General features: G+C 73.7%; 10 protein-coding genes. 5 read left to right on the top strand and 5 right to left on the bottom strand.

What is annotated here, in order from left to right:
- Window positions 1–164: 164 nt before the first annotated feature.
- A complete protein-coding gene (locus ACZ4W9_RS36975; RefSeq protein WP_467943407.1) occupies window positions 165–1697 on the bottom strand; it encodes an MFS transporter in 1533 nt (510 codons plus the stop codon).
- 233 nt (window positions 1698–1930) lie between these two features.
- Here ACZ4W9_RS36975 and ACZ4W9_RS36980 point away from each other — a divergent pair, with 233 nt between their 5' ends.
- The gene (locus ACZ4W9_RS36980) at window positions 1931–2428 is read left to right on the top strand and encodes a MarR family winged helix-turn-helix transcriptional regulator (RefSeq protein ID WP_467943409.1); all 498 of its coding nucleotides are present in this window, start codon (window positions 1931–1933) and stop codon (window positions 2426–2428) included.
- 60 nt (window positions 2429–2488) lie between these two features.
- Here the strand turns inward: ACZ4W9_RS36980 and ACZ4W9_RS36985 are convergent, their stop codons facing one another.
- Window positions 2489–3469, bottom strand: coding sequence for a dipeptidase (locus ACZ4W9_RS36985; RefSeq protein WP_467943412.1), 981 nt, complete (start codon window positions 3467–3469; stop codon window positions 2489–2491).
- Window positions 3470–3730: 261 nt separating this feature from the next.
- On the opposite strand from ACZ4W9_RS36985, the gene ACZ4W9_RS36990 reads away from it, so the two are divergent.
- Window positions 3731–5362: a flavin-containing monooxygenase gene (locus ACZ4W9_RS36990; protein WP_467943415.1), complete on the top strand. Its 1632-nt coding sequence runs from the start codon at window positions 3731–3733 to the stop codon at window positions 5360–5362.
- Between the two features lie 262 nt (window positions 5363–5624).
- Window positions 5625–7151, top strand: a complete 1527-nt coding sequence (locus ACZ4W9_RS36995) for an alpha/beta hydrolase domain-containing protein (RefSeq protein WP_467943417.1) — start codon at window positions 5625–5627, stop codon at window positions 7149–7151.
- Window positions 7152–7304: 153 nt separating this feature from the next.
- Here ACZ4W9_RS36995 and ACZ4W9_RS37000 read toward each other — a convergent pair whose 3' ends face one another.
- Window positions 7305–8207, bottom strand: coding sequence for an alpha/beta fold hydrolase (locus ACZ4W9_RS37000; RefSeq protein ID WP_467943420.1), 903 nt, complete (start codon window positions 8205–8207; stop codon window positions 7305–7307).
- A gap of 120 nt (window positions 8208–8327) precedes the next feature.
- Here ACZ4W9_RS37000 and ACZ4W9_RS37005 point away from each other — a divergent pair, with 120 nt between their 5' ends.
- Together ACZ4W9_RS37005 and ACZ4W9_RS37010 are read left to right on the top strand one after the other, a co-directional pair.
- The gene (locus ACZ4W9_RS37005; protein ID WP_467943469.1) at window positions 8328–9296 is read left to right on the top strand and encodes a LysR family transcriptional regulator; all 969 of its coding nucleotides are present in this window, start codon (window positions 8328–8330) and stop codon (window positions 9294–9296) included.
- A gap of 145 nt (window positions 9297–9441) precedes the next feature.
- Window positions 9442–10107, top strand: a complete 666-nt coding sequence (locus tag ACZ4W9_RS37010) for a LuxR C-terminal-related transcriptional regulator (protein WP_467943423.1) — start codon at window positions 9442–9444, stop codon at window positions 10105–10107.
- Window positions 10108–10111: 4 nt separating this feature from the next.
- Here the strand turns inward: ACZ4W9_RS37010 and ACZ4W9_RS37015 are convergent, their stop codons facing one another.
- The gene (locus tag ACZ4W9_RS37015; protein ID WP_467943425.1) at window positions 10112–11311 is read right to left on the bottom strand and encodes a sensor histidine kinase; all 1200 of its coding nucleotides are present in this window, start codon (window positions 11309–11311) and stop codon (window positions 10112–10114) included.
- Window positions 11312–11486: 175 nt separating this feature from the next.
- Complete coding sequence (locus tag ACZ4W9_RS37020; protein ID WP_467943472.1) at window positions 11487–12857, bottom strand: FtsX-like permease family protein; 1371 nt, start codon at window positions 12855–12857, stop codon at window positions 11487–11489.
- Window positions 12858–12859: the final 2 nt, after the last annotated feature.

Here is a 12859-nt window from a genome sequence, read left to right on the forward strand (position 1 = left end):
GGAGGGTGGGAAGGGGGAGAAGGTGGAGACTCCTCCTCCCTATCCCCCCCCCCCCCCCCCAACACCCCCCCCCCCCCCCCCCCTCTTCCTCCCCCCCCCCCCCCCCCCCCCCCCCCCCCCCCCCGCTCCCCCCCCCCCCCCCCCGGCCGCGTCAGCGGTCGGGGTCAGTGCGCGGCGGCGGCACCCGCCGGGGCGCCGCCCCGGCCGTGGCCGGTCGGCCGGGCGATGACCAGGATGCCGGAGGCCACCGCGGCGAGCAGCATCGCGGCCACGCCCCACCAGATGGCGTGCGTGTAGCCGTGCACGATGCCCTCGCGCAGCACCTGGGCCTTCTGCGCGGGGTTGGTCATGTGCCCGCCGACGTACGTGCTCGTCGCCGAGGTGGCGATGGTGTTCAGCAGCGCGGTGCCGAGGGAACCGCCCACCTGCTGCGAGGTGTTGACCATCGCGGAGGTCACCCCGGCGTCCTGCGGGCGCACCCCGTGGGTCGCGGTGGAGAAGACCGGCATGAAGGTCAGGCCCATGCCGAGGCCGAGCAGCAGCTCGGCGGGCAGGACGTGGGTGGCGTACGCGGAGTCCACGCCGAGCTGGGTGAGCACCCCGAGGCCCGACGCGGCGAGCAGCATGCCGGGCACCATGAGCAGGCGCGGGGGCGTGCGGGGCAGCAGCCGGGCGGAGATCTGCGTGGAGCCCAGGATGATCATCACGGACATCGGCAGGAACGCCAGACCGCTCCTGACCGGACTGTATCCGAGGATGCCCTGGAAGTAGTAGGTCATGAACAGGAAGAGACCGAACATGCCGATCGTGGCGAGCCCCATGGTCAGGAAGCAGCCCGCGCGGTTGCGGTCGGCGAGGATGCGCAGCGGCAGCAGCGGGTGCTTGGCCTTGCTCTGCCAGAACACGAACGCCGCCAGCAGGACCACGCCGCCGATCAGCAGGCCGACCACCAGGCTGTCGCTCCAGCCGCGCGGCTCGGCCTCCGAGAAGCCGTAGACCACGGCGACCAGCCCGCCGCAGCCCAGGATCACACCGGGGATGTCCAGCCTGGCCTCGCGGTGGCCCGGGCGGTCGTGCAGCAGCACGAGGGCGCCGATCACCGCGACGGCCGCGATCGGGATGTTCACGTACAGGCACCAGCGCCAGTTCGCGTACGAGGTGAGGACGCCGCCCAGCAGCAGGCCGATCGCGGCGCCCGCGCCGGCGATGGCGCCGTAGATGCCGAATGCCTTCCCGCGCTCGCGGGGGTCGGTGAACGTGGTGGTCATCAGGGAGAGCGCGGAGGGCGCGAGGACGGCGCCGAACACGCCCTGGAGGGCACGGGCCCCGAAGAGCATGCCGGGGCTGCCGGCCGCGCCGCCGATCGCGGAGGCGACGGCGAAGCCGATGAGGCCGATGACGAAGGTGCGCTTGCGGCCGACCAGGTCGGCGACGCGGCCGCCGAGCAGCAGCAGGCCGCCGAAGGCGAGGGTGTAGGCCGTGATGACCCACTGGCGGTTGCCGTCGGACATGCCGAGGGCCTTCTGCGCGGACGGCAACGCGATGTTCACGATGGTCGCGTCGAGGACCACCATCAACTGCGCCAGGGCGATGACGACCAGGCCCCACCAGCGGCGGGGGTCGGGAGCGTCCGCGGCGCCCTGCGCGGTGGGGGCCGAAGCCGTGCGTATGGTCTCGGCCGGGGGCGAGTCACTCATGACGTGAACGTCACTTCCTTGCTCGTGATGGTGGCGTGCGTGGTCCGCGCGCGGGGTGGTGGGGCGCCACGTCGATGGGGCGCCCCGCCCCTGGGGGCGCGGTCCTGTGCGTACTGCGCGGACCTCGGTGATACCGGGTGTCCCGTTCACCGGTGGCCCGAACGGACCAATGATCGGTCATTGAAGCAGATCGTTGGCGGGGCTGACGATCAGTGAAGTGTACGCTGTCTCGCATGAAGGATGAGCGTCCCCCGGAAGTAATTTCCCGGCGGCTGGGATATCTCCTGAAGCACGCCTACGTGGCGCTGGCGGCGGAACTGGACACGGCGCTCGCGCCTTTCCGCCTCGTCCCGCGGGAGCTCGGCGTGCTGGCGGTGATCGGCGCCTCGGCGGAGCAGCCGTCCCAGCTGGAGATCGCGGCCCGGCTCGGTGTGGACCGCACCACGATGGTCGGCGTCATCGACTCGCTGGAGGACAAGGGGTACGTGGAGCGCCACCGCAGCGAGCGGGACCGGCGCCGCAATGTGGTGACGCTCACCCCGGTCGGCCGGACGTGCCTGGGGGAGGCGGAGGAGGTCCGCGAGCGCGTGGAACGCGACTTCCTCGCTCCCCTGGACGAGACCTCCGCCGAGGCGCTGACCGAGGCCCTGCTCACCCTGCACCTGGCGCGCGGCTCGGCCTCCCCGGCATCGGTCGCGGCGTGGACGGCGGCGCCGGAGCCGAGGGCGTAGACGGTGCCGGGCGCCGCCGCGGCGGCCGCGGGCCGACCGGGCGGTTCCGCCTTCCGGCGGCTACTGCCACACCTGCGCGGCGACGCGGCGGAAATTGCCGCCCAGGATCGCGGTGACGGCGTCTTCGGGATAACCGCGGGCGAGGAGCGCGTCTTCGACGGTCAGCAGGTCTTCCGGCGGCATGAAGGCGATCGGCCCCCAGCGGGTGTAGGAGTCGGGGAACAGCCGCGGGCTCCGTTCGAGCATCGCGTTGAAGTCCTCGAGGTCGAACGGGTAGTCGGTCGACAACCCGACGTGTCCAGGCCCGACGAGTTCGACGGCGTAGTCGATGTGCCGTACGAGGGCGTCGAGGGTGGCGTCGTTGGGGCCGAGGAAGATGCCGACGCCGGTGATGCCGATCATCCCGCCCGTGGCAGCGCACTCCCTGGCCTGCTCGTCGGTGATGTTGCGGGGATGGTCCCACAGCGAGCGCATGCAGGAGTGGCTGTAGATCACCGGCTGTTCGGAGATCTCGCACATGTCCAGCCCGGTACGGGCGCCGCAGTGGGATCCGTCCGCCACCATCCCGACGGCGTTCATCTCCCGTACCAGCGCCCGGCCGTAGGCGGTGAGCCCCTCGTCGGCCTCGTCCAGACAGCCCCCGCCGGCCGCGTTGCGGTTGTTGTAGGTCGGCAGCACCGTGCGGACACCGAGATCGTAGAACCGGCGCACCCGGTCCAGCCGGCCCTCGAGCGGACCGGAGTCCTCCAGGTCGAATGCCACCGCCACCTCGCCTGCCCGTCCGGCGGCTTCGACGTCGTCGAGTGTCCCGGCCGGCCGCAAGCGGTGATCGGCGGCGATCCGCTCCCGCCAGCTCGTGATCAGGCGGGTGACGTCATCGGCGCTGTGCGGAACGTAACCCACGTTCACCGACACGAAGCTGCCGCCCGGCCTGCGGTAGCGGGCAAGCTCGCCGACGTCCGCCCTCCGCTTCAACGGCAGGCAGCAGTGCTGCTCCCACAGCAGGGAGGGGCGGCGCGGTCCCGGGCCTTCGTCTGCCACGGGAGTGAGCATGCCCCTGCGCGGCCGTTGCCAGACCGGGCGAAGGGGGCGCATGCGGCTTCAGGCCAACCTCCCCGGTTTCCCTTGGCGATTGCTTGACCGTCTCTTTACTTTCGGTGCTTCGATGGGTGATCCTCGACGGGATCCCGACCGCACGGCGGCGCCTTGCCCGCCGCTGCCGGCACCTCACCGGGGGCAGAGACCGAAACCGACGATCCATACGAGTCTCCGGATCGGATCCGCGCCAGAGAGAGGACCCCGATGGATACCACCCCCGGCCCGCCGGCCACTCCCCGCATGGTCGACGCCGTCGTCGTCGGCGCCGGGCTCTCCGGCCTCTACCAGCTTCACCGGCTGCGGCGGCTCGGCCTGACGACGGTGGTCCTCGAAGCCGGTGACGACATCGGCGGAACCTGGTACTGGAACCGGTATCCCGGAGCCCGCTGCGACATAGAGAGCATGTCCTACTCCTATTCCTTCTCTCCGGAACTGGACCAGGAATGGGAGTGGAGCGAACGGTACGCCTCCCAGCCGGAGATCCTGCGGTACATCCACCACGTCGCCGACCGGTTCGAACTGCGCGGGGACGTCCTGCTGCGCACCCGGGTCACCCGCGCCGCGTACGACCAGGACAGCCACCTCTGGCACCTCTCCACGGACACCGGGCGGACCGTCACCGCCCGGTTCGTCATCCTGGCCACGGGCTGCATGTCGGTCCCCAGGGATCCCGGGATACCCGGCGCCGGCAGCTTCACGGGCGCCGTCCACCACACTGCCCGGTGGCCGCGTGAGGACGTCTCCTTCGCCGGCAAGCGGGTCGCCGTGATCGGCACCGGGTGCTCAGGCGTCCAGGCCGTCCCCGTCATCGCCGACGAGGCGGCGTCCCTCACCGTCTTCCAGCGCACCCCGGCCTATGTGCTGCCCGCGCACAACCGCCCGCTGCGGCCCGCGGAGATCGCGCGGACGAAGGCCCGCTACCCCGAGTTCCGGCGGGCCCAGCGGCTGTCCCGGGGCGGAACCGTCTTCGAGCCGCCGACCCGCTCGGCCCTGGAGGCGGACGACGCGGAGCGCACGGCCGCCTACGAGGCCGCCTGGGACACCGGTTTCCTGAACGGCCTGCTGCGCACCTACACCGACATCCTGACCGACGAGAGGGCCAACGAGACCGTGGCGGAGTTCGTCCGGTCCAAGATCCGGTCGATCGTCACCGACCCGGCGACGGCCGAACTGCTCTCCCCGCGCTCGTACCCGTTCGCGACCAAGCGCCCCTGCCTGGGCACCGGCTACTACGCCACCTACAACCTGCCGCACGTGTCCCTGGTCGACCTGCGCACGACCCCGATCGAGACGATCACGCCCCGGGGCATCCGGACCTCGGAGGGCGAACACGTCCTCGACGTGATCGTCTTCGCCACGGGTTTCGACGCCCTGACCGGCTCCCAGCTCTCCATCGACATCGTGGGCAAGGGCGGCGTGACCCTCCGGGACAGATGGGCGCGGGGCCCCCGGAACCATCTGGGGCTCGTCTCGGCCGGCTTTCCCAACCTCTTCACCGTCCTCGGACCGCTCAGCCCGTCGGTGCTCACCAACATCGCGGTGTCCCTGGAACAGCAGGTCGAGTGGATCACCGACTGCATCGCCCACCTGCGGCGCAACGGCATCACGGAGATCGACGCCACCCCGGAGGCCGAGGCGGACTGGGGCGCGCACGTGGCAGCGGTCGCCGCCCGTACGCTCTACCCGGCGGTGGACTCCTGGTACACGGGAGCGAACGTCCCGGGCAAACCCCGCGTGTTCCTCGCCTACGCGGGCGGACTGGACCGGTACCGGCAGGAGTGCGATGCCGTGGCCCGGAACGGCTACACCGGCTTCGTCCTCTCCTCCTCCGCCTGAAAGCACCGCCTCCACAGAAGCTTCGGCCGGCGCGGGGCCGTGACACACGTGGCGATGCGCTCGCGTCCGGTGACCGAAGCAGGATGTCACGCGGGGTCACGGAACGGGGGCGAGCGGTTGAGCTCCCGTCAGGCGCGCGGCACGGTTCGGCGGTCGCCACCCCCCGGAACACCGGTGGATTCGCCGATGGCAGCCCGCCAGGGCTCACCCAGACTGCGGTCTCAACCCATTGGACACGCATTCACGGAGGCAACCCGTGCGCATGCTTGCTCGGTTATCCCGGCGGTCCGGTACCGCCGCCGCGCTGGGGGTGCTGCTCTGCGGCGGCCTCCTCGGCACCTCGCTGACGGCCCCGGCCGCGGCCTCGCCCGCCGCGGTCGCGAGCCCCACGGTCACCGTCCCGCCCGCCGGTACTCACGGCTTCCCGTTCCTCGCCGCGGCGGAGGACCTCGGCTCGTTCGGCTACACCGAGAGCGAGTACTTCGTCTCGGGCACCGCCACGTCGTACGCCAAGTCCGGCCTGTGGACCTCGGACGGCCGGTGGAACGTCCGCGCGTCCGGCACCGCCCCGTACAAGAGCCGCCTGCTGGTGCGCCGCCCCGCCGACCCGGCCGGGTTCAACGGCACGGTGGTCGTGGAGTGGCTCAACGTCAGCGGCCAGCTCGACCTCTCCCCGGACTACTGGTTCGAGCGGGACGAGCTGCTGCGCCAGGGCTACGCCTGGGTCGGCGTCTCGGCGCAGGCCGTCGGGGTCAACGGCGGGCTGGGCGAGATCAAGGGCCTCAAGGGCTGGGACCCGGCGCGCTACGGCAGCCTGGTCCACCCCGGCGACGCCTTCGCCTACGACATCTTCTCCCAGGCCGGCCAGGCGCTGCGCGCCCCGAACGGGACCGACCCGCTCGGCGGGCTCCCGGTCCGCACGCTGCTCGCCGACGGCGAGTCGCAGTCGGCGGGCTTCATGACGACCTACGTCAACGCCGTCCAGCCCGTGTCCGGCGTCTACGACGGCTTCATGGTGCACAGCAACAGCGCGATCGCCTCGCCGATCAGCGGCGTGCTCGCCGACACCCTGCTGATGCCGAACCCGTCCCGGATCCGGACCGACCTGTCGGTGCCCACGTTCGTCGTGCTCACCGAGACCGACGTGCCGGGCGCCGCGACCGCACGGCAGCCGGACACCGACAGCGTCGTGCACTGGGAACTGGCCGGCACGGCGCACGGCGACCAGTGGGCCTTCGACACCGGCAACCCGACCGTGCAGAAGTCGGCGGGCTCCGCCGCGCCGTCGGCCGACTGCGCCGCCGGTTCGGCCCCCTTCAACGACGGGCCCGGCCACTGGGCGATGAACGCGGCGCTGCGCCACCTGGCCGGCTGGGCGCGGGGCGGTGCCCGGCCGCCGAGCGGGCAGCCGCTGAGCACCGTCCTGCGCGACCCGGCCACGGGCCTCGCCACCGGCGGTGTCCGCCTGCCGGACGTCACGGTGCCCACCCGTACCCTCACCGGTCTGCGCGACACCACCGGCAGCGGTGTCTTCTGCGGCCTGTACGGCGCCCGCGACCCGTGGAACGGCGGCGCCGACGCCTGGGACCGGCACGACGACGGCGACCCGTCCGACCCGTCCTTCCCGATCACCGCGGAACCGGTGCTCAGCCGGCTCTACCCCACCCACGCCGACTACGTGGCCAAGGTGCGCACGGCCGCGCAGAGGTCCGTCGACGCCGGGTACCTGCTGCCGGAGGACGCGGCGGCCCTCATCACCGCCGCGCAGGACTCGGACATCGGCGGCTGACCCGCCGGCCGCGCCGAAGACCCGGCACAGCACCGCGCCTCTCCCCCGGAAGCACGGGGAGGGGCGCGGCAAGGGAGCAGGACGGCGGATCAGCGGGAGGCGCGGACCGCCGGCCCGAGGGCGACCGCTGCCCCACGCCACGAAACCGACGGTTCACCGGACCAGGGCCTCGGCGAGTTCCCCCGGCCGGGCGGCGAACGGGCTGTGACCGCCCGGCAGGGTACGGACGGTGAACGGCTTCCGCGGCATGGCCCGGTCGGACTCCGCGATCATCAGGTCCTGCACGGCCGTCGGCAGCGCCCGGTCGTCCGCGCAGCGCAGGAAGGTGCGCGGGATGCGGCCCCACCGCGCTCCGGTCAGGGCGACCGGGGCGGTCACGACGGCCAGCGGCAGGTCGGGGCTGAGCGCGGTGCGCCAGCGGTCGAAGCGGTCGGCGGGCGTGTCGTGGTAATGGGTCTGCCGCAGCTCCTCGACGTAGCCGGGGTCGGGCGAGAGGGGATCGATCCGAACGGCGCCCAGCGCCTCGGGATCGCCGAGGGTGAGGTGTCGTCCCCGCGCGGCGGCGTTCTCGGGGGCGCCGAGGTAGTCGGAGAACCGCGAACGGCCCGCGGGGACGAACGCGGAGAGGTACACGAGGCGGTCGACCAGCTCGGGCGCACGCTCGGCGGCCAGCGACGCGGGGCCGCCGCCCGCGCTGTGGGCGACCAGCACGACACGGCCGTAGCGGCGGACCCGGCGCAGCGTGTCCAGGACGGCGTCGGCGCAGTCGTCCATCGTCACGTCGGCGAGCCGGGATCTCTCGGTCGGCAGCCCGGGCCGGCCGGGCAGCAGGTACCCGCTGGGCAGGGGCGCGTCGAAGCCGTGCCCGGGCAGGTCGACGGCCACGCCGACGGCGCCGAGAGCGGTGAGTGCCCGCTGCGTCCCGGCCCACTGCCACGAGCCGTGCCAGGCACCGTGGACGAGGACGAAGACGGTGTCGTTCAGGCCGGGGTCCAGATCGCTGTGCACCCCGTCGTACGGAGCGTCGTACGGGCGGGTGTCCGGTGAAGGCGTCATGGCACCCATCCCACCCATGCGCGGCAATGTCATCCAGCGGGATATATGACAGGGTGAGCGGCGATACCTCGCGTGTATGGAGAGGCATCCGGGGGAGCGCCGCGTAAGGGGGTGGTGGTCGTGGAGGCGCGGCATCTGCGGTACGCGCTCGCCCTCGCCGAGCACGGGCACTTCGGCCGGGCGGCCCGCGCGCTGGGCATCGCGCAGCCCCCGCTGTCCAAACAGATCGCCGACCTGGAACGCGAGACCGGGGCCCGGCTGTTCGACCGCACGCGCCAGGGCGTGCTCCCGACCGCCGCCGGCGAGGCCTTCCTCGCCCGGGCGCGGCGCGCGCTGCGGGAGATGGCGGCGGCCACGGTCGACGCCGGCCGGGCGGCACGCGGCGAGACGGGCCGGCTGCGCCTGGGATTCATCGCCTCCGCGCTGCTCGACCCGCTGCCGGACGTCCTCGGCCGGTTCGGCCGGGAACGGCCCGACGTACGGCTGGAGTTGCACGAGATGGCGTCCAGCCGCAGTACCGCCGCCCTCGTCGCCGGGGAACTGGACGCGGCCGTCACCCTGGGCCCGCCCCGGGGCCCCGGGGCCGAGCACCTGGTGTCCGCCCCGGTCGGGCACGACCACCTGATCGCCGTCGTCGGCAGTACGCACCCCTACGCGGGTCAGGCGGCGGTGGGCGTGGAGCAGTTGCGGCGCCAGCCGCTGATCGTGGCCGCCGGGGAGGACGAACCCGCGGTCACCGCCGTGCTGCGCGACCTGCTGGGCGAGGACACCGCCGCGCTGGACGGCGCGACCGTCGCCAGGGACGTGCACACGATCATCGGCCTGGCCGCCTGCGGGATCGGCGTGGGCCTCGGCCCCTCCCGCATGCTGTCGGCTCCCCGCCCGGGCGTCCGCTTCTGCGAGGTGACCCCGCGCACCGCCCTGCCCGACCTGGTCCTGTCCTTCGCCGACCGGGACCCCTCCCCGGTGCTGGGCGCCTTCCTCACCACCGTCCGCGCGAACTGCCCCGGTGTGGACGCGGCGCTGGACCGGCGGACGGGGCAGGTGCGGAAAGGACCGGCCGGCAGCCGGCGAGCGGTGAGGCCGTGAGACCGGGGAGGCACCCGCTCGTAGCAGGGACGCGCAGCGGATTCCGCGCGGCCTTCTCGCGCGGGTGCCCTGTGCTCGCGGCCGTGCCTTCGCGTTCGCCGGCCCGGGCGGCGTCGGCCGTCGGCCGGGCCCGATAATGGCGTTCGTGATCGATGGGCACCTGCGCGTGGTACTGGCCGAGGACTCCGTCGTTCTGCGTGACGGCATGGCCGAGTTGCTCGCCGCCCGCGGATGCGAGGTCGTGGCCACCGCGGGGACGGCACCGGAACTGCTCGCCGCCGTGGCCCGCCGCCGGCCCGACGTCGCGGTGGTCGACATCCGCATGCCGCCCACACACACCGACGAAGGCATTCGCGCCGCCGTCGAGATCCGCGCGAGGACGGCCGAGGTCGGCATCCTGGTCTTCTCCCAGCACGTGGAGACCGCCTGGGCCTCCCGCTTGCTGGCGGACGGCGCCGGGGGCATCGGATACCTGCTGAAGGAACGCGTCGCCCGCACCGCCGAGTTCGTCGACGCCTTGCACCGTGTCGCCAACGGGGGAACGGTACTCGAACCGGAGGTGGTCACCCGTCTGATGCGGGGCGCACAGCGCAGGCGGGTGGACACCCTGACACCCCGCGAGCGCGAAGTGCTGGAGCTGATGGCACAAGGCCACTCCAACCGTTCCATCGCCGCGCGGCTGGCGGTGTCGGAACGGGCGGTGGAGAAACATGTCGCCGCCGTCTTCGCCAAGTTCGGCTTGCCGGCGACGGACGCGGACAACCGGCGGGTGAAGGCCGTCCTCAACTACCTCGCGGAGACCGGAAGCTGATGTCTCACCGCACACGCGTCGGCAACTCGGCGACGACCATCGTGGGCCCGCCGGGCGGGCTGTCGACCCGCAGGACTCCGTCCACCGCCGCGAGCCGCTCGGCCAGACCCGTCAGGCCGGTCCCCGCGCCGAGCGCCGCGCCACCGCAGCCGTCGTCGCGCACGCTGAGGCGTACCCGGCCGTCGACCGCGCTCACCGTCAGTTCGGCCGAGCGGGCACCGCTGTGCCTGGCGATGTTGGTGAGGAGTTCGGCGGCGCAGAAGTAGACGGCCCGTTCGATCGCTTGGTGCGGGCGTTCCCGCAGATCCAGGCGGACGGTGACCGGCACCGGCGAGGTGGCGGTGAGGCCCGGCAACGCCTGGCCGAGGCCGCCGTCCAGCGCCGGCGGGTGAATACCCCGGGTGAGCCGCCGCAGTTCGGTGATGGTGTCGTCGGTCTGGCCACGGGCGCGGTCCATCAGCGCGCGCAGCCGTCCGAGGTCCGGGCCGACGGGGGGAGCGAGCGCGTCTTCGGCCAGCGAGAGGGTGATGGCCAGGGCGACCAGCCGGGCCTGGGTGCCGTCGTGCAGGTCACGCTCCAGGCGGCGGAGCTGGTCGCTGTTGTCCGCGAGCAGGGTGGCGCGGGCGGTCTCCAGCTCCCGGACCCGCTGCTGGGCGCGGGCCGGACCGAGCAGCAGCCGAGCGAGCCGTCGGTTCACCGTGCCCAGTGCCCCGACCGCGCCGGGCAGCACCGCCAGGACGACCAGGCCCAGCACGACGGAGCCCGCGTCCAGCCACGTGGCCGGCCCCCGGCCGGATTCGGACAGGCGGCTCCAGAGCGGAAAGCCGGCCAGCCATGCGCAGCCGAGGGGAAGCACCACGGCGGCGGCGAACCCGAGCACTCCGAGCGGCAGGCGCAGCACCAGATACAGCAGCGCCCGCCAGGCGACCGGATCGGTCAGCACGACACGGCCACGGGCCAGCACGCCCACCGGGCGGGACAGTCCGGCGGGCGCCTCGACGCACTCGCCGAGCAGCCGGCCGACCAGCCACCGGTGCAGCGCGCCGAGGCGACGCGCGCCCAGCAGCGCGAGGACCACGAACGGCAGGCCGATCACGGTGAGCGAGAGCAGCGCTCCCGCGTAGAGGACGGCCAGCGCGTAGGCGCCGCCGAACAGCGCGAACGGCAGCCCGACGAGGGCGAAGGCCCATTGGCCGCCCCGCACGGACCGGCAGCGCCGCCGCCCGGCCGGCTCCGGCCCCGCGGGGCTCGGCCGGCCCGCCGCCCGGGACCGGCGACAACGCCGCCCCGGCAGGCGGCCCGCGCGCCGCGGTCCGAAGTCCGGGCGGGTGCGCGCCCGTTCGCGAACCGGTCCCCCGGCCGTCGGCTCACCGCCGTGCTCAGTCACGGTCACCGCTCACCAGCTCCGCCGCCGGACCGCGAACCGCTCGCAGGCCGGTGGCCAGGACGGCCAGGCAGGTCGGCGCCGCCGCACCCGCGACGACGTACCAGGAGGCGGCCACCGGGACGGACGGCACCGCCGAGCCGGTCACCGCCGTGCTGAACGCCACTGACGCGGCGCCCGCGACCGCCGCGCCGAGCAGCACACCCACCGCCGTGGTCAGCGCCGCTTCCACGGTCAGCATGCGCATCAGCTGCGACCGGCGTGCGCCCACCAGCCGCAACAGCGCGAACTCGCGGCGCCGTTCGGCGGTCACGGCGACGAGGGTGCTGACGGCGGACACGGCGGCGAAGCAGGCCAGCAGCGCCACCTCGGCCTGGCGCAGCCAGACGTCCGTGGCGGAGGTGACGCTCGTGGTCGCAGTCCGCGCGGCGTGCTCGGCGGTGCTTGTCATGATCAGCATGGTGCCCGACAGCCCCACGAGCAGCGCGACCGGCACCACCGCCGACGACAAGCGCCGCGCGTACCCGCGCAGGCCGGCGTGGGCCAGCCACCCGGCACCGGGCGCCACGACCCGGACCGGTGCCCCCAGGACGGCCACCAGGAGACGCACCGCGAGCGGCCCCACCAGGGCGACCGCGACCAGCAGCACCAACGCGGCGAGCAAGGCCGCCTGCCCCGCCTTGTCCGGCTCCGCGGCCGGCCGCGTCGCGGCCAGTCGCAGCAGCAGGACGCCCCCCACCAGCACACCGATCCCGGCGAACAGGCGCGGCGCACCCGTCCGCCCGTGCTCGGTGGAGCTCGCGGTCAGCGCGGCCGCGGGCGCGATCCGCGAGATCCGCCGGGCCGCGACGGCGGAAGCCACCAGGCCGACGGCGAGCGCGGCGGCCAGCCCGACCAGCATCGGTACCGGTGTCCCCGGCACCCGCGCGCCCGGCGCCGCCAACCCGAGCCGCCGCAGCTCGGCCAGGAAGCGACGAGCCGCCACCCGGCCGACGATCCAGCCGGGCAGGGCCACCAGCAGGGTGGTCGTGACGACCTGGACACCGACCAGCCGCCGTGCCTGCCGGGGCGTCGCCGCGATCGTGCGCAGCAGGGCCAGCTCGCGGTGCTGTCGACGGAGAGCGAAACCCAACGCGTTGACCACGACGAAGAACGCCACCAGGACGGCGATCTCACCGAAGGCGCCGGCGATCACCCTCGGTCCCGGCCCTGCGGACGCCTTTTGGACGGACGCGGGTGCGGTGCCGTCGGCGGCGAACAGCGAGCCGAACAGCGTCACGGTGGCGATGGCGAGGAACTGCGCGAGCGCCAGAGCGACGAAGGCGGCCGGACGCCGGCGCATCTGCCCGAGGGCGATCGAGACCATCG

This window comes from Streptomyces sp. NPDC029296, assembly GCF_055569255.1.

Bases quoted from the DNA above. Each gene is read 5' to 3' on its own strand.
- ACZ4W9_RS36975 (WP_467943407.1), bottom strand. From the start codon at position 1,697: ATGAGTGACTCGCCCCCGGCCGAGACCATACGCACGGCTTCGGCCCCC.
- ACZ4W9_RS36980 (WP_467943409.1), top strand. From the start codon at position 1,931: ATGAAGGATGAGCGTCCCCCGGAAGTAATTTCCCGGCGGCTGGGATAT.
- ACZ4W9_RS36990 (WP_467943415.1), top strand. From the start codon at position 3,731: ATGGATACCACCCCCGGCCCGCCGGCCACTCCCCGCATGGTCGACGCC.
- ACZ4W9_RS36995 (WP_467943417.1), top strand. From the start codon at position 5,625: ATGCTTGCTCGGTTATCCCGGCGGTCCGGTACCGCCGCCGCGCTGGGG.
- ACZ4W9_RS37000 (WP_467943420.1), bottom strand. From the start codon at position 8,207: ATGACGCCTTCACCGGACACCCGCCCGTACGACGCTCCGTACGACGGG.
- ACZ4W9_RS37020 (WP_467943472.1), bottom strand. From the start codon at position 12,857: ATGGTCTCGATCGCCCTCGGGCAGATGCGCCGGCGTCCGGCCGCCTTC.